At 69.7% G+C, this 18,996-nt stretch carries 19 protein-coding genes and 1 tRNA gene; 13 read left to right on the forward strand and 7 right to left on the reverse strand.

Annotated elements, in window-relative coordinates; genetic code table 11:
* Positions 1 to 31 precede the first annotated feature (31 nt).
* Both thpR and G5C66_RS24735 read left to right on the forward strand, forming a co-directional pair.
* Positions 32 to 592, forward strand: a complete 561-nt coding sequence (gene thpR, locus G5C66_RS24730) for an RNA 2',3'-cyclic phosphodiesterase (protein WP_165114261.1) — start codon at positions 32 to 34, stop codon at positions 590 to 592.
* A gap of 85 nt (positions 593 to 677) precedes the next feature.
* Positions 678 to 1,211 carry a DoxX family protein gene (locus G5C66_RS24735; RefSeq protein WP_165114264.1) on the forward strand — a complete coding sequence of 178 codons (534 nt, stop codon included), beginning with the start codon at positions 678 to 680 and terminating at the stop codon, positions 1,209 to 1,211.
* 142 nt (positions 1,212 to 1,353) lie between these two features.
* Here G5C66_RS24735 and upp read toward each other — a convergent pair whose 3' ends face one another.
* A complete protein-coding gene (gene upp, locus G5C66_RS24740) occupies positions 1,354 to 1,995 on the reverse strand; it encodes a uracil phosphoribosyltransferase (RefSeq protein ID WP_008354663.1) in 642 nt (213 codons plus the stop codon).
* 81 nt (positions 1,996 to 2,076) lie between these two features.
* On the opposite strand from upp, the gene G5C66_RS24745 reads away from it, so the two are divergent.
* The 4 genes from G5C66_RS24745 to G5C66_RS24760 all read left to right on the forward strand — a co-directional run bounded on the left by G5C66_RS24745 (position 2,077) and on the right by G5C66_RS24760 (position 6,145).
* Positions 2,077 to 2,589: a tRNA adenosine deaminase-associated protein gene (locus G5C66_RS24745; RefSeq protein ID WP_165114266.1), complete on the forward strand. Its 513-nt coding sequence runs from the start codon at positions 2,077 to 2,079 to the stop codon at positions 2,587 to 2,589.
* Between the two features lie 175 nt (positions 2,590 to 2,764).
* A complete protein-coding gene (locus G5C66_RS24750) occupies positions 2,765 to 3,232 on the forward strand; it encodes a nucleoside deaminase (RefSeq protein ID WP_165114336.1) in 468 nt (155 codons plus the stop codon).
* 10 nt (positions 3,233 to 3,242) lie between these two features.
* Positions 3,243 to 3,330, forward strand: a tRNA-Ser gene (locus G5C66_RS24755).
* Positions 3,331 to 3,499: 169 nt separating this feature from the next.
* Positions 3,500 to 6,145, forward strand: a complete 2,646-nt coding sequence (locus G5C66_RS24760) for a VWA domain-containing protein (protein WP_165114269.1) — start codon at positions 3,500 to 3,502, stop codon at positions 6,143 to 6,145.
* On the opposite strand, the gene G5C66_RS24765 is transcribed toward G5C66_RS24760, so the two are convergent.
* The 4 genes from G5C66_RS24765 to G5C66_RS24780 form a co-directional block, all read right to left on the reverse strand.
* Positions 6,136 to 6,993 (reverse strand): fructosamine kinase family protein, encoded by an 858-nt coding sequence (locus tag G5C66_RS24765; protein WP_165114271.1) that lies wholly within the window; start codon positions 6,991 to 6,993, stop codon positions 6,136 to 6,138. The genes G5C66_RS24760 and G5C66_RS24765 overlap by 10 nt on opposite strands.
* A complete protein-coding gene (locus G5C66_RS24770) occupies positions 6,990 to 7,451 on the reverse strand; it encodes a low molecular weight protein-tyrosine-phosphatase (protein ID WP_165114274.1) in 462 nt (153 codons plus the stop codon). The genes G5C66_RS24765 and G5C66_RS24770 overlap by 4 nt, the downstream gene beginning before the upstream one ends.
* A 62-nt stretch (positions 7,452 to 7,513) precedes the next feature.
* Entirely contained in the window at positions 7,514 to 7,906 is a 393-nt protein-coding gene (locus G5C66_RS24775) for a phage holin family protein (RefSeq protein ID WP_165114277.1), read from the reverse strand.
* Positions 7,907 to 7,972: 66 nt separating this feature from the next.
* On the reverse strand, positions 7,973 to 8,644 hold the full coding sequence (locus G5C66_RS24780; protein WP_165114279.1) for a GntR family transcriptional regulator: 672 nt from the start codon (positions 8,642 to 8,644) through the stop codon (positions 7,973 to 7,975).
* Positions 8,645 to 8,780: 136 nt separating this feature from the next.
* Between G5C66_RS24780 and G5C66_RS24785 the strand changes: the two genes are divergently transcribed.
* Positions 8,781 to 9,671: an arginine deiminase-related protein gene (locus G5C66_RS24785; RefSeq protein WP_165114282.1), complete on the forward strand. Its 891-nt coding sequence runs from the start codon at positions 8,781 to 8,783 to the stop codon at positions 9,669 to 9,671.
* Positions 9,672 to 9,682: 11 nt separating this feature from the next.
* A complete protein-coding gene (gene hisC, locus G5C66_RS24790) occupies positions 9,683 to 10,762 on the forward strand; it encodes a histidinol-phosphate transaminase (RefSeq protein WP_165114285.1) in 1,080 nt (359 codons plus the stop codon).
* An 84-nt stretch (positions 10,763 to 10,846) separates the two neighbouring features.
* Here the strand turns inward: hisC and G5C66_RS26285 are convergent, their stop codons facing one another.
* Positions 10,847 to 11,506, reverse strand: a complete 660-nt coding sequence (locus G5C66_RS26285; protein WP_241248840.1) for a hypothetical protein — start codon at positions 11,504 to 11,506, stop codon at positions 10,847 to 10,849.
* Between the two features lie 531 nt (positions 11,507 to 12,037).
* Between G5C66_RS26285 and G5C66_RS24800 the strand changes: the two genes are divergently transcribed.
* The 5 genes from G5C66_RS24800 to G5C66_RS24820 are packed head-to-tail and all read left to right on the forward strand — an operon-like array spanning position 12,038 to position 17,887.
* Positions 12,038 to 14,503, forward strand: coding sequence for a circularly permuted type 2 ATP-grasp protein (locus G5C66_RS24800; RefSeq protein ID WP_165114288.1), 2,466 nt, complete (start codon positions 12,038 to 12,040; stop codon positions 14,501 to 14,503).
* Entirely contained in the window at positions 14,500 to 15,399 is a 900-nt protein-coding gene (locus tag G5C66_RS24805; RefSeq protein ID WP_165114291.1) for a transglutaminase family protein, read from the forward strand. The genes G5C66_RS24800 and G5C66_RS24805 overlap by 4 nt, the downstream gene beginning before the upstream one ends.
* Before the next feature lie 16 nt (positions 15,400 to 15,415).
* The gene (locus G5C66_RS24810) at positions 15,416 to 15,886 is read left to right on the forward strand and encodes a nuclear transport factor 2 family protein (protein ID WP_165114294.1); all 471 of its coding nucleotides are present in this window, start codon (positions 15,416 to 15,418) and stop codon (positions 15,884 to 15,886) included.
* 19 nt (positions 15,887 to 15,905) lie between these two features.
* A complete protein-coding gene (locus G5C66_RS24815; protein WP_165114296.1) occupies positions 15,906 to 16,919 on the forward strand; it encodes a zinc-binding metallopeptidase family protein in 1,014 nt (337 codons plus the stop codon).
* Between the two features lie 5 nt (positions 16,920 to 16,924).
* Positions 16,925 to 17,887 carry a glutathione S-transferase family protein gene (locus G5C66_RS24820; RefSeq protein ID WP_165114299.1) on the forward strand — a complete coding sequence of 321 codons (963 nt, stop codon included), beginning with the start codon at positions 16,925 to 16,927 and terminating at the stop codon, positions 17,885 to 17,887.
* A gap of 2 nt (positions 17,888 to 17,889) precedes the next feature.
* Here G5C66_RS24820 and G5C66_RS24825 read toward each other — a convergent pair whose 3' ends face one another.
* Positions 17,890 to 18,984, reverse strand: coding sequence for a DUF2855 family protein (locus tag G5C66_RS24825; RefSeq protein WP_165114302.1), 1,095 nt, complete (start codon positions 18,982 to 18,984; stop codon positions 17,890 to 17,892).
* Positions 18,985 to 18,996 lie beyond the last annotated feature (12 nt).

Below are 18,996 nucleotides of genomic sequence, written 5' to 3' on the forward strand. Positions count from 1 at the left end.
CCGCCCCACCCGCCCGGCACAATGGACACCGATGAATCGAATGTTCGTGGCGGTGATCCCGCCGGAGTCGGTGATCGAGGATCTCGACGAGTTCTTGTCCGTACGCCGCGACGCGGCCTCCTTCCGCTGGTCGGCGCCCGACCAGCTCCACCTGACGCTCGCCTTCGCCGAGCACGTCCCGGACAGGTCCCTCGATGACGCGATCGAGCGGCTGGAGACGGCCGCGGGGCGGCGTACGCCGTTCGAGCTGACCATCACCGGCGGCGGTGCCTTCCCCAATGTGGCCGAGGGCAAGGTGCTCTACGCCGGCGTCGAGACCGATGCCGCCGAGGAGCTCGACCGGGTCGCCGCCGGCACCAGGAACGCGCTGGTCAAGGCAGGGGTCGAGGTCGACGGCGGCCGGTTCCGCCCCCATCTGACGGTCGCCCGCACCGGCACCCCGGTGGAGCTCAGCAACTGGGTGCGGCTGCTCGATGCGTACCGGGGCCCGGCCTGGACCGTCTCCTCCTTCGCGCTGGTCCACTCACGGCTCGGCGAGGGGCCGCGGAAGCGTCCGGTCTACGAGGTCATAGCAGAGTTCCCCTTCGGCTGAGAGGAAGCCCCGGGCGGTACCGGTCGGGGACCCAGGTCGCTACCGTGTGCGGCTTGTTCTGACCTGACCCAGAGGAGAACCGGACATGAGTCGTCGAGTGGGGCGCAACGCCTACACCGGACTTTTCAACGACGTCGTGCTGCTGGCTGCCCGTGTGGTGGTCGGCGGGATCTTCGTCGCCCACGGCTGGCAGAAGTACGACCAGGGCTTCGCCGGCACCGAGCAGTTCCTGGGTGGCCTGGGCGTTCCGGAGCCTGCCATCGCCGCCCAGGTCGCGACCTACGTCGAGCTCGCCGGTGGCGCACTGCTGGCCGTCGGCCTGTTCGCGCCGATCGCCGGGATCCTGCTCGCCGGCCAGATGGCCGGCGCGATCTGGTACGCCCACCGCACCACCGAGGTCTTCGTCGACCAGGGCGGCTGGGAGCTCGCTGCCGCGCTCGGCACCGCCGCCCTCGTCCTCGGCCTGGTCGCCCCCGGCCGGATCACCCTCGACCAGCTCCTCACCTGGCCGTTCAAGGCCGTCGCGGCCAAGCGCCGGGCCCGCAAGGCCGAGGCGGCCGAGGCCGAGACCGTCGAGGCCGAGCCGTACGTCGAGGAGAAGGTGACGGTCAAGGCCTGAGCCGTCCGTGGCTGGTCCGCCGCCCGTGTAACACGTCGTTCGTAGGTCTACTCGCCCTGTCAGAACGACCGGAAAGTTCCACGAACGACGTGTTACCCGCGGACGAGCCCCACGAACAGCGTGTTACCCCGGCGCCAGCAGCTCAGCCCGCGACGCCGTAGAGCCGGTCGCCGGCGTCACCGAGGCCGGGGACGATGTAGCCCTTCTCGTTGAGCTTCTCGTCCATGGCCGCGGTGACGACCCGGACCGGCGCCTCGATGCCGTCGAGGGCCTTCTCCAGGGCGGCGACGCCCTCGGGAGCAGCCAGCAGGGTGACGGCGGTGATGTCGTCGGCGCCGCGCGAGACCAGGAAGTCGATCGCCGCGGCGAGGGTGCCGCCGGTGGCCAGCATCGGGTCGACCACGTAGCACTGCCGGCCGGAGAGGTCGGCGGGGAGACGCTCGGCGTACGTCGTCGCCTCCAGCGTCTCCTCGTTGCGGACCATCCCGAGGAAGCCGACCTCGGCGGTCGGCAGCAGCCGGATCATCCCGTCGAGCATGCCGAGACCGGCCCGCAGGATGGGCACGATCAGCGGCTGCGGGTCGGTGAGGCGTACGCCCTGGGTCGGCGCGACCGGGGTGACGATGTCGACCGGGGCGACCCGCACGCCGCGGGTCGCCTCGTAGGCGAGCAGCGTGACGAGCTCGTCGGCGAGACGACGGAAAGTCGACGAGTCGGTCTCTTTGTTGCGAAGCGTGGTGAGCTTGTGGGCGACGAGCGGGTGGTCCACAACGAGGGTCTCCATGGGCTGAACCCTACGATCGGTTCGCCCCAAGGTCACCAATTCCCCCTAGACCCACGGCGGTTTCGATGTCACTCTGGTCGTGTGTCTGATCAGCTGGAGCAGATCGAGGGTGTTGACTTCGCCGTCGCGATGTATCGCGAGGACGGCGCCTGGGTCGTGCGCGAGCTCGCTCACGACCTGCTGACCGATGTCGAGACTCTGACGCACGCGCTCCACCGCTTTCCAGGCGATGGCGGGGCGATCGCGATGGCGGCGATCGACGAGGACTTCTTCGTGATCGTCCGGGTGACCGGTGCCGCGACCAGGGTGCTGCTCTCCGACGTGACCGCCGCGGACGAGTGGGAGCTGGCCGCATCGGCGCTCGATGTGCTCGGCCTGCCGCTGCCCGAGGAGGTCGAGGAGGAAGAGGACGCCGACCCCGCCGGCGATCTGGGCATCCTCGCCGACTTCGGGATGAGCGCGGTCGATATGGGCATCCTCATCGACGAGATGTTCGAGGAAGACCTCTACCCCGACGAGACGCTCTCCGAGATCGCCCGGGCGATCGGCTGCGGCGAGGCCTTCGACGACGCCGTCGGCCTCATGCCTGCCTGATTTGCGATTGCTTCGCAATTCGCGCATCGCGGCGCTTTCAGCGCTCGTCTTCCTTCCCTCCGTTCAGTCGCTTCGCTCCCTCGCTCCAGTCAGTCCAGACGAGCGCGCGCCGCTCTGCCGTCGTTAGGGTTGGTTCATGTCTGCTGGTGGCGTCGGTGACAAATGGGAGGCCCCCATGCGGGCCGCCCTGGAGGAGGGCCGTGCTGCCCTGGCGACGGGTGACGTGCCGATCGGCGCGGTCGTGGTCGACCCGGCCGGTGCCGTGATCGGGCGAGGCAGGAACGTACGCGAGGCCGAGGCCGACCCCACCGGACATGCCGAGGTGGTGGCGCTGCGGGAGGCGGCCAAGGCGCGGGGCGAGTGGCGGCTGGAGGGCTGCACGCTGGTGGTGACCCTGGAGCCGTGCACGATGTGCGCCGGCGCCGCGGTCCTGGCCCGGGTGGAGCGCATCGTCTTCGGCGCCTTCGACGACAAGGCCGGCGCGGTGGGATCGCTGTGGGACGTCGTACGCGACCGCCGGCTCAACCACCGGCCCGAGGTCGTCGCCGGGCTGCTGGCAGACGAGCAGCGTGCGCTACTGGAGGACTTCTTCGGAGCCCAGCGAGGCGCCCCCGATTTCGGCGAAGACACCCCGAGGTTGTAACTTATTCGGCGGTGACGTGTCCGAGCGGCCGATGGTGCAACACTCGAAATGTTGTGTAGGGAGACCTACCGTGGGTTCAAATCCCACCGTCACCGCCAGCCAGACAAGGGCGCTTGACCTGCGACAACGCAGATCAAGCGCCCTTGCTGCATGTCGGGCCGCGCCGGCCGGCCCCGGCCACTTGAAACGTTTGCCGCTCACGACCCCTCGTCGACCCCTATAGTCCGGACGAACGATTGCTCGCGATCCCCCATCTGGAGCTCCGGCGTGCCCCTACTTCCCTTCCCCCGCGCGGTCGTGTCGGTGGTTGCGATGGTGGCGATCTTCTTCGGCGGCTGGGCGGTCGAGCAGACGCCGAGCCATCTCGCCGACATGATCCGGTCGCCGTTCACGTGGGCGGCGCTGATCTTCCTGGGCATCGGCGTCGCGGCGGAGCTGCCGATCTCCCGGCATCAGCGGTGGGGACGGGCGCTCGTCACGGTCCTCGACGGGACCGGCGAGCAGGTCGGCTATGGCTTCGTCGTCTCGCCGCAGCGGATCCTCACCACCCGGCGGGTGGCCGAGATGGCGGTCGAGAACCTCGCCGACGACACGCTCACCGTGCGGTTCCCCCACCTCCGCACCGCGACGGGCGAGGTCAGCGTCCAGGTACGCCTCGCGGACAGCCAGGGCGATGTCGTCGCTCTGGACGTGGTCGGCGTGGAGCGGCTGCCTCGCCGCGTACTGCCGTTCCGGTTCGCCGCGCCGGTCGTCAACACCAAGGTCCTGGTGCATGACCCGACCGCGCGCAACGGGGCCGGCGACTGGGTCGAGGCGGAGATCAGGTCGGCGGCCCAGGAGCACGTCGACGTCAAGACCGAGCGCAACGAGGCGCCGCTGGACGCCGGCGTCTGTGAAGGCGTGCCGATGGTGCACGCCCGGACGGGCCGCCTGCTCGGCATGTGTGACGGCTCGGTCGGCGACGACGCGACCAGGGTGCTGATCTCCTCGACGTTCGCCGGGCTCAACACGCGGATCAGCCTCCCGCGCCGCTTCGCCCGCGCGTTCGCCGAGATCATCGCCGCGGTGGTCGCGGGGCTCGGAAACTGGGTGCGCGGCCACGCGATCATGGCGGTGGCCGGCGCGGTCGTCCTCGCTGTCGTCGGGACCGTCCTGGTCATCCGCTGGATCGACGGGCCCGGCTCCACGGGCGAGTGTCTCGTCCTCGACGTCACCTCCTCCACGGAGAAGGACGACCTCGTGCAGCGCCTGGCCACCGAGTTCGAGACCGGCCGCGAGGTGGACGGACGGTGCGTCGACGTCAACGTCCTCGGCCTGACCTCGGGCGCCGCGATGGAGGCGCTCGCCTCCGACTGGGACGTCGAGATCGTCGAGCCGATGTTCGAGCGCAGCCAGACCGGCCGCAGCCGCCCCGACGTATGGCTCCCCACCTCCTCGATGTGGACCGACCTCCTCGAGCTCGACACGAAGAAGACGTACGAGACGCTCGGCCCCGTCACCGAGAGCGTGATGGTCATCGCGGTGCCGGAGGGGACGGCGGACGGCGAGGAGGTGTCGATGGAGTGGCTGAAGGCGAAGGCCGTGGCCGGGAAGACCGCAGGCACCGGTTTCGTGCTCGGCCGTGACGAGCCGCTCTGGTCGACCTCGGGACTGGGCGCCAGCATGCTGACCTACAACGCCGCGGTCCGGGCGGGCGCCGCCGCCGGCGCCAGTGTGAGGATCACTCCGGAGGCGCCGGAGGACGAGGCGGTCAACGCCTGGGTGCGCGAGCTCGAGTCCTCGGTCGGCAGCTACGGCGACGAGGCGACGACGTACGTCCAGGACCTCTACTGCGGCATCGTCGAGCCCGTCGACGCCCTGGTGATCCAGAAGCAGCTGGTCGACCTCTACAACAGCGGTCGGCCCTCCGGCGCCGAGCCCGACTGCGACCAGCTGCCCGGCTACGGCGAGAAGAGCCACCCGCGGGTGCGGAGGTTCGAGTCGCACATCCCGCCCGAGGGCACCCTGGCGATGGACCATCCGTACGTCCTGATGCCAGGTCTCTCCGAGGCCCAGCGCGAGCTGGCCGAGGAGTTCTACGAGTTCCTCGGCGAGGACGAGGCGCAGGCAGCGTTCGTCGAGGACGGCTTCGAGCGGATCGGCTCCGTGGACGAGGACGACACCTTCCCTCAGCCCGAGGCCGAGGCGATCCAGCGGATCCGCGCCGAGTGGGACGGCGTACGCAAGAACTCGCAGGTCATCCTGCTGATCGACAACTCGGGATCGATGAACGACGAGGTCGCCCCGGGAGCCGCAAAGATCGACCGGGTCCAGAGCGCGGCCAACGCCGCGATCGGCCTGCTGGCGCCCAAGGACGAGCTGGCGGTGTGGACGTTCGGGAGCTCGGTGCACAAGACGGCCCTGGCCCCGATGGGTGACCGGATCTCGCAGGTCAGGGCCGAGATCGGCGCCATCGAGGCCGGGGGTACGACGACCCAGCTTCCGGCCGCGGTCCAGGCCGCCCACGACGCTCTCGCGCAGACCAACGACCCGGACAACCCGAAGACCAAGGCGGTCGTGCTCCTCACCGACGGCGCCACCAACCTGACCCCGGACGGCTCCGACGCGGAGGAGAACCAGGCGGCCAACGATGCCCTCGTCGCCGACATCGCGGGCAGCGAGTCCCGCGTCCGGATCTACACGATCCCCTACGGCAACTCGGCCGACAAGTGCCTCCTGGAGAAGGTGGCCGCCGCCTCCGGCGCCCGCTACTACGGCGCCGGCGCCCGTGAGAGCCTCATCAACGACGTCATGCTCGCCGTCTTCGGCAACTTCGGCACCCAGGCGGCCGCGGCCAACCTGCCGAGCATCGAGGCGAAGGCCAGGATCCCGGCGGGCGACTGCGGGCCGTCGTCAGGGGCTGGTCAGAGGTAACGCGCCGCGACGGTGGCCGCCCGGCCGCCGTAGCCGCCGCCGAACATGGCCGCATGGACGAGCAGCGGGAAGAGCTGGTGAAGGCCCTGACGCTCCTCCCAGCCCTCCGCGAGCGGCGTCACCTCCTCGTAGGCGGACATCATCCGCTCCAGATGGGGAAGGCCGAACAGGGCCAGCATGGCGAGGTCGACCTCACGATGACCGGCGTACGCAGCCGGGTCGATGAGCCAGGCATCGCCGCTCCGGTCCCAGAGCACGTTGCCGTTCCAGAGATCGCCGTGGAGCAGCGCCGGCGGCTCCTCCGGGATCAGCGAGGTCAGCTTACCGACGACCTGCTCGACGCTCTCGGCGCCGGCGGCGTCGATGGCGCCGCGGTCACGGGCGGCCTTGAGGTAGGGGAGAAGGCGGCGTACGGCGTAGAACTCGGCCCAGGTGTCGGCGGGCTTGTTGGGCATCGGCAGCCGGCCGATGAACCCGTCCTTGTCAGCGCCGAACCCCGAGACCGGGGTGCGGTGCAGAGCGGCGAGCGCGCGGCCGAGGTCTTCGGCGGTCTCGGCGTTGGGACGGCCCGGCTCGATCCAGCGGAGCACCAGGCAGTCGGGCTCGGCGGCGAGGACCTCGGGGACCTTCACGGCCCCCGACTCCTCCAGCCAGCGCAGCCCCCGGGCCTCGGCAGCGACGAAGTCGTCGCGCGGCGGGGAGAGGGCCTTCATCAGGACCAGCGAGCCGTCGCTGAGCCGGATCTTGGTCGCGGTCGAGATGTCACCGCCCGCGACCGGAGACGTGCTCACCACCGCCGCCCCGAGCAGCTGCTCGGCGCGACGGGCGACCGCGGGCTGACGGGTCACGAACCGGGCCTCGACGCGGCCACGGATGCGACGATCGCATCACTCGTACGCTCCACCATCGCCAGCACCTCCCGGAATCCCTCGACACCACCGTAATAGGGATCGGGCACGTCGCCGGGGCCTTCGGGATCGAAATCACGGAACATGCGCAGGCCGTTCTCCGGTGCCTGACCAGCCAGATCGGCCAGGTTGTCGGCGTCCATCGCCAACACCAGGTCGTACGTCTCGGGGTCCCCGACCGGCCACTGCTGGGCCCGGTGGCGCTCGGGGTCGTAGCCCGCCTCGAGCAGCGTCGCCGCCGCCCGGCGGTCCATCTTCTCGCCGGTGTGCCAGCCGCCGGTGCCGGCCGAGACCAGCTCCACGTCGTCGAGCCCGGCACCGTCCAGACGGTCGCGCAGCACCACCTCCGCCATCGGAGAACGGCAGATGTTGCCCAGGCAGACGACCGCGATCTTCATGGCCCGAGTTTTACATTTCAGCCAAGAACGCGGGGCGGATGCCGAATCTCGGGCGCCCGAACCTAGTCGTCGCTGTCGGGCCAGACCCGGTCGATACCCCAGCCGACGATCGAGATGATGATGCCGCCGAGGACGGCAGCCCAGAAGCCGTCGACGTGGAAACCCACCCCGGTCGGGCCGAGGATCCACGCGGTCAGGCCGAGCATCGCCGCGTTGATCACCAGCAGGAACAGGCCCAGGGTGAGCAGGATGAACGGGATCGAGAGGATCTTCAGGATCGGCTTCACGAACGCCGAGACGATGCCGAGCACGAGGGCGACGATCAGCAGCGGCAGCAGCTTCTGCTTGACCTCCGCCATGCCGCTGGTGGGGCCGTCGAAGTAGATCCCGCCGACGAGCCAGGTCGCCACGGCCAGGGCGATGGCGTTGGTGATGAGCCAGGTCACGATGCGCATGTCATCGAGTCTGGCAGGCACGACACCCCGGCGTAAGAGGCGCGCGGCGCGGCGTGACGACCGAGGTCACCTCTCCAGCCGAAGGGCCTTGCAGATGTCGTGGGCGGCGTCGGAGAGGTGCTTCTGCAGGAACCGCTCCGCGTCGTGGATGCGGTCGGCGTCGAGGAGCCGGACGAGGGCCGCGTGGTCCTCGGCCTGGTCATGGGCGTTACGACGGATGCGGTCGACCTGGGCGAGGGCGAGCTTGAGCTCGAGGACCAGGTGCTCCTGCATCGCGACCAGCCGTGGTGACCCGGTCAGCGCGACGAGCGAGAGGTGGAAGGCGAGGTGGCGCTCGTTGAGTTCGCGGTAGGACGCCTTCTCGGAGTGAACGGCGGTGATGTACGCATCGAGCGACTCGTGCACCTCGCGGCGGGACTCGGGGGAGGCGTTGAGCCAGTTGCGGACCCCGGCGCCCTCGAGCACCCACCGGGCGGCGCAGACGTCGCGGACCGAGGCGGCCTCGGGGGTGGCGACGGCGACGCCCTTGTTGGGGGCCCGGGTGGCGAGGCCCTCGGCGACCAGGATGGTCAGGGCCTCGCGGACGGTGGAGCGGCCGACGCCCAGCGACTCGGCGAGACCCTGCTCGCGCAGCGGGGTGCCCGACTCCACCTCGCCCTCGAACACCGCCCGGCGGAGCTCGTCGGCGACACGGTCGACCGTCGATGCGGGTTCGTCCAGGGTGAGCGACTCGAACATGGACCCATTGTCCTATCTGCGTCGGCTTCCGGTGATGACCGTTCGTGCTCTAACCTAACCGCAACGAGATTGTCTGACAATCAGTCAATCAGGCAATCCGACGATCTGACCTGGATCTGACCTGAGAGGGGTACGAGTGAGCACTTCGCTGGCCTGGGGCCGTCACTACCTGATGACCGAGCCGACGCACTACCGCATCGACTACGCCATCAACCCGTTCATGGACACCGAGATCCAGCCGGATCCGGCCCGTGCTCGCGCGCAGTGGGACACCCTCAAGGCGACCATCGAGGAGCTCGGCGGCCGCGTCGACGTCATCGCGCCGCGGGAGGACAGCCCCGACATGGTCTACGCGATGAACCTCGGCTTCGCGGCCACGCTGGCCGACGGCCGCCGCCACGCGCTCCTCTCCCACATGCGCTTCCCCGAGCGCCGCAACGAGACCCGCTCCGCGGTCGAGTGGTTCGCCGCGAACGGGTGGAGCACGGCGTACGTCGGCAAGGACGGTGTCGGGCCGACCTTCGAGGCGGGCGACGTCTTCCCGTTCGCCGGCCACCTGGTCGCCGGCACCGGTCCGCGCACCGACGAGATGGCGCTCAAGACCCTGGCGACCGAGATGGGCGTGCGGGTGATGAGCGTGCGGACGACGCACGCCGGGATGTACCACCTCGACCTGGCCTTCTGCCCGCTCGACGAGCGCCGGGCCATCGTCTGCCCGGACGCGCTCGCGCCGGAGTCGGCCGAGGCGCTCCTCGACCTGGTCCCCGAGCCGCTGGTCATCACCGAGGAGGAGGCGCTCAGCACCTTCGCCGCCAACTCGATCGTCATCGGCCGCACCATCGTGATGCCGTCCTGCCCGGACCGCATCCGGCCGATCCTCGAGGGCTGGGGATTCACGATCCGGATCGTCGAGATGAGCGAGCTCCACCTCGGTGGCGGGTCGGTCCGCTGCGTCACCAACCCGCTCGACATCGTGGTCGGCCGCGACGTCCCCGTGGTTTACGGCGGCGAGGTCATCCCCACCTAGGATCTCACGATATGAGCACCCCACAGCCCCGTCCCAGTGTCGCCGCTATGCCTGCGTACGTCGCGGGCAAGCCGCCGGTCGAGCGGCCTGGTCTGGTGACCTACAAGCTGTCCTCGAACGAGAACCCGTACCCGCCGCTCGACGGGGTCGTGGAGATCGCCGCCGAGGCGGCCGGGCGGGTCAACCGCTATCCCGACGCGGGCAGCACCGAGCTCTACGACGCGCTCGCGAAGGCCTACGGCGTGCCGGCCGAGGAGCTCGCGCTCTCGACCGGTGCCGTGGCGCTGATCTTCCAGCTGGTCTCGGCCTACTGCGGTCCCGAGGACGAGGTCGTCTTCGCCTGGCGCAGCTTCGAGGCCTACCCGATCGCGGTCCTGGCCGCTGGGGCGACCGCGGTGAAGGTGCCGGTGACCGAGGGTGGACGTCACGACCTCGACGCGATGGCGGCGGCCATCACCGAGCGTACGAAGGTCGTCTTCGTCTGCACCCCCAACAACCCCACCGGCACCTCGGTCACCCAGACCGAGCTCGACGCCTTCCTCGCGAAGGTGCCCGAGCACGTGCTGGTCGTGGTCGACGAGGCCTACGCCGAGTTCGTACGCATGGACGACGCGATCGACGGCATCGCCACCTATCGCTCGAGGGCCAACGTGGTGGTGCTGCGTACGTTCTCCAAGGCCTACGGGCTCGCCGGCTTCCGGGTCGGCTACGCCTTCGCGCCCGCGCCGATCGCCGCCACCCTGCGGGCGATGGCGCTGCCGTTCGGGGTCAACGTCGTCGCTCAGGCGGCCGGTGTCGCCTCGCTCGAGCGCCAGGCCGAGCTGCTGGCGCGGGTCGACGACCTGGTGACCGAGCGGACCCGCGTGGTCGAGGGCATCCGGGCCGCCGGCTGGGACATCCCCGACGCCCAGGGCAACTTCGTCTGGTTCGCCTTCGAGTCGGCCGAGCGCTGCGCCGAGTTCGCGGCCGCTGCCGACGAGGTCGGCCTGGTGGTCCGTCCCTACCCGCCCGAGGGCGTACGCGTCTCGATCGGCGAGGCCGAGGCCAACACCCGCCTCATCGAGCTCGCCGGCTCGTTCCCGAAGGGCTGAGGCCGGGCGCCAGCCACAGAGCAGAGGTCCAGCAGCACGAACGCTGCTGGACCTCTGCGGGTTGTCGGTGATGGTGTGTGCCGGTTACGGCACCGGGAGCTTCCCGAGGATCGAGCTCAGCAGGTCGGTCAGGATCGGACCGACGACCGGGAGGCTGTTGACGATGCCCAGCAGGCTGTCCGTGACGCCGGGGAGCTCCGGCACGCCGGGCACGCCGGGAACGCCGGGCACGCCCGGGACCTCGGGGACCGGAACGTCCGGGACCGGAACATCCGGGACGGGAACGTCCGGGACGGGAACGTCCGGCGCGGGTACGTCCGCAGCGGGCTTGTCCTGGGCCTGATCGCCCGGGACGGGGACGTCCGGAACCTCAGGCGTGTCCGGGACCTCAGGGGCGTCCGGCACCTCAGGGGCATCCGGGACATCCGGGGTCTCGGGGACCTCAGGGGCGTCCGGAACGTCCGGGGTCTCCGGGACCTCGGGAACGTCCGGCGTCTCCGGGACGTCCGGGGTCTCCGGAACCTCGGGGCTGTCCGGGACGTCCGGAACCTCGGGGGTGTCCGGAACGTCCGGAACGGGATTGTCCGGAACCGGACAGTCGGGAGCAGGGCTGCCCGGGACCGGGGTCTCCGGGACCGGGCAGTCAGGGACTGGAGGTGGGATAGGGCTGGCCAGGGCCGGTGCGGTGACGGTGGCCAGTGCGAGTCCAGCGACGACAGCGGCGATTCGAGTCCGAGAATTCACGAGATCTCCTTTGGTTTGCTGTGAGGTCGTGACGGATGAATCCTGAAGCGATCGAAAGCATGAAGTCAAGAACTTTCTCAAACTTATTGATTTCTATTCCTGCGTAAGAATTCGTGGCGTAAACTCATTCGATCGCCTTTTTGGACAGTGCCCCAAAGGAGTCCCGAAAGTGCGAGGGAAATCTGCATCGCTGCAGGTGACACCCCTTCTCCTGCCGCCACTTCACCGACGCATAAGCCGTCGCGATATCGGTTCCCAGCGCCGGATAGGAGGATGGACTTTTCGTCTAAACCCCAGGGGGTAATCGGAAGGGTTTCGTCGACCCGGTGTCGACGATTCAGTCGAAGTGAAATGTGTTTACCAGTCGCCGAATTCTGATCCCGTTGGATCGATCCCGTGGTAGATCACGTCCATTCCGGACAGGCCGTCGAGCCAGGCGACTCGGTCGTTCGTTACCGCTGTGCAACCTGGATCGGTCAGGCTTGGACCCATGTGGATCAAGGTTGCGCTCGAGCACCGGCGAGTGGTGCGGTGACCGTCCTCCGCGAATACGCCGACGCCCTCCGCCTCCGCGACGCTCCCGACCAGCCCTACGACGAGGTCGTCGGGCCCGACGGCACCCTGCGCCCGGCCTGGAAGCCGATGGCCGAGACCGCCGTCTCGATCACGCCGGCGACACTGAGCCGGATCAGCCACGACGTCGAGCGGTTCCTCGCGGACGACGGGGTCACCTACCTCCGTCCCGGTGCGAAGCCCGAGTCGTGGCGGCTCGATCCGGTGCCGCTCGTCATCGATCCCGCGCAGTGGCGCATTCTCGAGGTCGGCCTGGCCCAGCGCGCCGAGCTGCTCAACGCGGTCCTCGTCGACCTCTACGGGCCGCAGCGCCTCCTCCAGGACGGGATCGTCCCGGCCGCGGTGATCTTCGGCCATCAGGGCTTCCACCGCGTCACCGCCCGCGCCAGCAACCACGACCCGCGCCCGCTCGTCCTGGCCGCCGCCGACCTCGGCCGCACCCGCGACGGTGAGTGGCGCGTGCTCGCCGACCGCACCCAGGCACCGAGCGGCATCGGCTATGCGATGGAGAACCGCCGCGTCATCAGCCGCGTGCTCCCCGAGCTCCATCGCGACGCCGGGCTGCACCGGATGGAGCCCTACTTCGCGGCCCTGCGATCGGCCCTCCTCGAGTCGGCACCCGGCGATCAGGCCGACCCTCGGGTCGTCGTCCTGTCCCCGGGCACCCACTCGGAAACCGCCTACGACCAGGCATTTCTCGCCTCGACGCTCGGCTTCCCGCTGGTCCAGGGGGCCGACCTGACCGTACGCAACGGCGAGGTCCTCATGCGTGGCCACGGCGACCGCCTGGAGCGGGTCGACGTCATCCTGCGCCGCGTCGACGCGACCTGGTCCGACCCGCTCGAGCTGCGTGGTGACAGCCAGCTCGGCGTGGCCGGCCTGATCGAGGCCGTACGCCGCGGCAACGTGCGCGTGGTCAACGGGTTCGGTGCCGGCGTGCTCGAGAACCCCGGCCTCGTTCCCTACCTCCCCGCCGCCTGCGAGGCGCTGCTCGGGGAGCCGCTGCGGCTCGGCTCGATCGGCACCTGGTGGTGCGGCGACCCGGCCCAGCGTGCGGAGGTCGAGCGGCGGCTGGCCACCGACGACCTGGTGGTGCGGACGCTGGAGGGCACCATCGTCGCCGGCACCCCTGAGGAGCTGCGCGCCAGGATCGCCACCGACCCCTACCGCTATGTGGGTCAGGAGCAGATCACGCTCTCCCGGGCACCGACCTGGGTCGAGGGGCGCGGCGCGGTCGGCCGACCACTGACGCTGCGCACCTTCTCCCTGAGGTACGGCTCCGCCTACCGGCCGCTGGTCGGCGGCCTCGCCTCGATCCGAGCCGACGGGACCGGGCTACCGCCCTGCAGCAAGGACGTCTGGGTGCTCAAGGAGTCGCCGCAGGACGCCGACCAGGGCCTGGCCGACGTGCTCCCGATGACCCATACCCGCTCGGTCACCGTGCTCGTCCCGCGCGCGCTCGAGGACATGTACTGGTCCGGTCGTTACGCGGAGCGCGCCGAGGACCTCATCCGGCTCATCCTGGCGACGCACGTGCTGGCGGAGGACTTCAGGACCAGGCCGCGTACGTCCGGAGGCGTCAGCCTCGAGGTCATGCTGAGCGCGCTCGACCGGCTGGCCGGCCGTGGCGACGCGGATGCCGATATCGACGCCGAGTTCCGGTCGATGCTCCTGGACGCCGACCGGCCGGGGTCGGCGGCGCAGTCGCTGGCCGGGATGCGCCAGGCCCTGACCGACGTACGTGACCAGCTCAGCCCCGACATGTGGCGGATCTTCTCCTCGACCGACCGTGCGGCCGAGGAGCTCCGGAGCAACCCGCACTCGCTGCAGATCGCCGAGTCGGGAGCCGAGATGCTGCACGGCATCCTGGCGATGCAGGGGATCGTGGCGAGCATGATCCGCGACGAGGGCTACCACTCGATCCGGCTGGGCCGTTTCCTGGAGCGAGCGATGCAGATCTGCCTCCTGCTCCGCGCGACCACGACGGTCCGCCGTGGCCTGGAGGTCGACCGCGCGGTCCTCAACGCGGTGCTCGTCTCCGCCGAGTCGGCGGTCACCCACCGCCGCCGCTACCGGGGCTACGTACGCACCGGGGGAGTGCTCGACCTGCTCATCATGGACCGCGACAACCCCCGCTCCCTCGCCTTCTGCCTCGACGAGCTGCGGCTCCACCTCACCAAGCTCCCCGGCTCGACCGGCTCCTCCCGCCCCGAGCGGCTCCTCGACGACATCACGGACATGCTCGACCGCACCGAGGTCGCCGGCCTCGTCGCCATCGGCGGCGTCGGCCGCCCCAACCTGGAGTCCTTCCTCGACCAGGTCCACGCCCAGCTCGTCCGCCTCGCCGACGCCATGAGCGACGTCCACTTCGCGACCGGCCCGGCACCCCAGCTCCTCAACGTTCTCTCGGCGGTCCGCGGATGAGATACACGGTCAGCCACACGACGACCTACTCCTACGACGAGGACGTCACGAACTCGTTCGGGATCGCCCATGTCACTCCGCGCGAGCTGCCTCATCAGCATGTCGCGAAGGCTGAGGTGCGGATCAACCCGGCACCCGCGGACCAGTCGTCCGACGTCGACTTCTACGGCAACACGGTGACGTACTTCCAGGTCCTCGAGCCCCACCAGCTGCTCGAGATCACGGCGGTCTCCGAGGTCGACGTCAGCACCCCCGTCTATGACGAGACGAGCTTCGACCAGCCGTGGGAGCGGGCGCGGCCGCTGGTCGACCCGAGCCTCCCGGGTGCATGGCGGGCGGCCGACCTGGCAGTGGCCTCGCCGCTCGTCGAGCACACCCAGGAGGCGTACGACTTCGGTGCCGTCTCGCTGACGGAGGGGCGCGGGGTCGTGGAGGCGGCGGAGGATCTGATGCACCGGATCCACGGCGGGTTCGACTACGACGACACGGCCACGACGGTCACCTCGACGATCCCGGAGATCTTCACGGCCGAAGGTGGCGTCTGTCAGGATTTCGCCCACCTGATGTTGGCCTGTTTGCGAGCGCACGGGCTCGCGGCCCGCTATGTTTCCGGCTACCTCGCCACCACTCCTCCGCCGGGGAAGCCGCGGCTCGTCGGAGCCGATGCCTCCCATGCCTGGGTGGAGGTGTGGGTGCCCCAGCTGAGCGGCGCGGGGACGGGCCAGTGGCTCGCCCTCGACCCGACCAACGACACCAGGGCCGACGATCGCTACTTGAGCGTCGCCTGGGGTCGCGACTATGCCGATGTGCCTCCTGTGAAGGGGGTCATCTACACCGAAGCGACCACCTCGACGTTGACCGTCTCCGTCGATGTGGCCCCCGACCAGCAGGAGTGAAGTTACGGTGTTGCTCGTGGGACAGCCTCCGCGGCGGGCGAGCATCGTGACCCGCGGCAGCCGCTGGCGTCGCGGAGTGCGCATCTCCGGAGCGCTGGTGGTCGTCGCGGCTCTCATCGCGCTCAGCCTCTGGCTGCTGACCCGCGGCTCGACCCCGGCCGAGGTCAGTCGTGAGTTCATGGAGACCACCTCGGTCACCACCCTCTACGAGCTGGCCTCCGACGAGGGCGACGAGCTCCTCGACGGTGGCGGCGCCAGCGCGATGATCGACGCCGCCGAGGGGAAACGGACCTACGCCGACCCCAACCCGCGCGCGGTCAGCCGCACCTTGGTCTTCGGGGAGCCCGACATCGAGGGCGACACCGCGCGTGTCACGGTCGCGATCTCCTACACCGCCGAGGACGGTCCCGTCCCGGACGAGTCGATGGTCGTCGTCCTGGTCCGCGAGGACGGCGAGTGGCGCGTCGGGAGCTGGGGGACGGCCTGAGACGGCCGAAGATGGTGGCATGCAAGCGTTCACCTGCAGGGAGTGCGGCAACCTTCTCTACTTCGAGAACTCGGCGTGCGTCTCCTGCGGCACCCGGCTGGCCTACTCGCGCGAGGAGCGCGAGATCGTCCCGGTCTCGCCCGAGGGCAGGTACGTCGACAGCGACGGCTACATCTGGTGGGTCTGCGCCAACACCCTCGAGACCGGGTGCACCTGGCTGGCCCGCATCGAGGGCGGGATCTGCTTCTCCTGCGGGCTGACCCGCACCCGGCCCAACGACGCCGCGCCTGAGTTCGTCCAGCAGCAGTACTCCCTGGCTGAGCAGGCCAAACGACATCTCGTGGTCGAGCTCGACACCCTCGGTCTCGGCATCCGCACGAAGGCCGAGGACCCGGCCGAGGGGCTCACCTTCGACCTGCTGGCCAGCGACGGCATCGCCTCCACGGCCGACGTCGTCATCGGGCACGACAGCGGGGTGATCACCATCGACCTCGCCGAGTCCGACGACGTCTACCGGGAGCACGTCCGGGCGACGCTCGACGAGCCCTATCGCACCCTGCTGGGCCACTTCCGTCACGAGGTCGGCCACTACTACGAGTGGCAGCTGGTCCGGGGGCCCGAGCTGATGCGGCGGTGCACCGAGGTCTTCGGCGACGAGTCGGTCTCCTACCAGGAGTCGCTGCGGCGCCACTACTCCCAGGGGCCGCCCGACGGTTGGACGGAGCACTACATCTCGACGTACGCCACGATGCACCCCTTCGAGGACTTCGCCGAGACCTGGGCCCACTACCTGCACATCCGCGACACGCTCGGGTCGGCGGCGGCGTACGGGCTCACCGATCCGGTGCCCGCCGAGATGCCGTTCCGGCAGGTCGTCACCGACATCTGGGTGCCGCTCTCGGCCGCGCTGAACGTGATCAACCGGTCGATGGGCCACGACGACCTCTACCCCTTCGTCATCCCGCCCGCGGTCCTGGACAAGCTCGACTTCGTGGCCTCGCTGGTTCAGGATTCAACTCAACCTCTAGGGTGATCCTCATGGGCGAGAAGGCGACCTACATCCAGCCCGGCAACGAGTTCAACCGGGACATGAACTACATCCCGGACCGGATCACGCGGGACGCGCGGACACCTGAGTTCGGGCCGACCGACGTGCCGCTGTGGCCGGTCGAGCCCGGCCGCTACCGGCTGATCGCGGCCGCCGCCTGCCCGTGGGCCAACCGGGCGATCATCGTGCGCAACCTGCTCGGGCTCCAGGACGTCATCTCGCTCGGCCTCGCCGGTCCCACCCACGACGCCCGGTCATGGACCTTCGATCTCGACCCCGGCGGCGTCGACCCGGTGCTCGGGATCGAGCGGCTGCAGCAGGCCTACTTCAAGCGCTACCCGGACTATCCGCGCGGCATCACCGTGCCGGCGATCGTCGAGGAGTCGTCCGGCAAGGTCGTCACCAACGACTTCCCGTGGATCACCCACGACTTCTTCCACGAGTGGACCGACTTCTTCGCCGACGACGCTCCGGACCTGTGGCCGCGGGACCTCCGCGAGGAGATGGACGAGGTCAACCAGCGGGTCTTCACCGAGGTCAACAACGGGGTCTACCGGTGTGGCTTCGCGGGCTCCCAGGAGGCGTACGACGCGGCGTACTCACGCCTCTTCGTGGCCCTCGACTGGCTCGAGGAGCGGCTCTCGGGACAGCGCTACCTGGTCGGCGACCAGCTCACCGAGTCGGACATCCGGCTCTTCACGACGCTGGCCCGCTTCGACGCGGTCTACCACGGCCACTTCAAGTGCAACCGGCAGAAGCTCGTCGAGTTCCCCGCGCTGTGGGCCTACGCGCGCGACCTCTACCAGACCCCCGGGATCGGCGAGACCCTCGACTTCCCGCAGATCAAGGACCACTACTACATCGTCCACACCGATCTGAACCCCACGCAGATCGTCCCCGCGGGCCCCGACCTCTCCGGCTGGGACGAGCCGCACGGGCGCGAGTCGCTCTGAGCTCACCCCGCGTCGGGGATGAAGACGTGGCCGGCGGCAGGGTCCGTCGACCCGTCGTGGAAGCCGGCGATGACGGACGGGGCGTCCTCGAGGCCGGCGTGCTCGATCAGGGTGATGGCCGGCCGATCCGGGCGTCCCACCAGCTCGAGGAAGGCACGCTCGTCGCGTCGGTAGCGCTCCATGAACGCGCGCGACCGGCCTTCGGCCTTGTACGCGTCGAGCTGGAGGGCCGCGAAGAAGAAGACCGGAGCCGGACCGGCGAGGCTGTCGTCCTCCTCCGGCAGCGCGTCGGCATGGGTCGACCCGATGAGGCAGTCGTACGCGAGCTGGTCGCCGAGGTGCTCGTGGACCCGGCGGCGCAGATCAGGATCGCCGGAGAGATCGACGTAGACGGTGCGCTTGGTCGCGTCGACGGCCGTCAGGTCGGCGTACTCATGGGCCGCGGCGTAGAGACCGAGGCGGTTCACGAAGCCGACGTTGCGGGCGGAGGTGAGTGCGATCTTCGGTGCCGGTGAGTCGGCGAGGGAGTGGGCGGTGCCGTACGCCGTCTTGCTGGAGGCGCTCGAGATCACGAACTGCTCGGCGCCGAAGAAGTCACGGTCGCGCAGGTAGTCCGCGGCGGTGTAGGAGGTGATGAACAGGGGGCGGTAGAGCGCGGTCAGGCTGTCCTGGTGCGGATCGGTCTCTCGGGGCTGGAGCTCGTAGAGGTTGTAGACCTCGGGCGTCCCGGTGCGATGGCCGGCGCCGTCGACGAAGCTGCGGGAGGTGACCTTCGTGGGTCGCATCGTCAGGTGGGTCGCGATGGGGAAGTAGCCGAAGATCCGTGTCCCCACGGGGACGCCGGACGCCTTCGACTCGACGATCTCCACGTACCCCCAGGCCGGCATGCAGCCGTACCCCACCTGTTCGGCCGGGAACAGGTTCCAGTAGCCCAGGGCATCGCCGTAGACCGCGTAGGTCATGTTGTTCGTGGTGAGGGCGAAGCGTTCGATCCGGGCGAGCACCTCACCATCGTCGAGCCGTGGCGCCGGGAGGTCCACCAGACCAGCCACTCCGAGGTCGCTCTTGAGCGACTCCACCCGGGCATATCGAGTCATCGGTTCCTCATT

The sequence above is a fragment of the Nocardioides turkmenicus genome, from assembly GCF_011045035.1.
Lineage (GTDB): Bacteria > Actinomycetota > Actinomycetes > Propionibacteriales > Nocardioidaceae > Nocardioides > Nocardioides turkmenicus.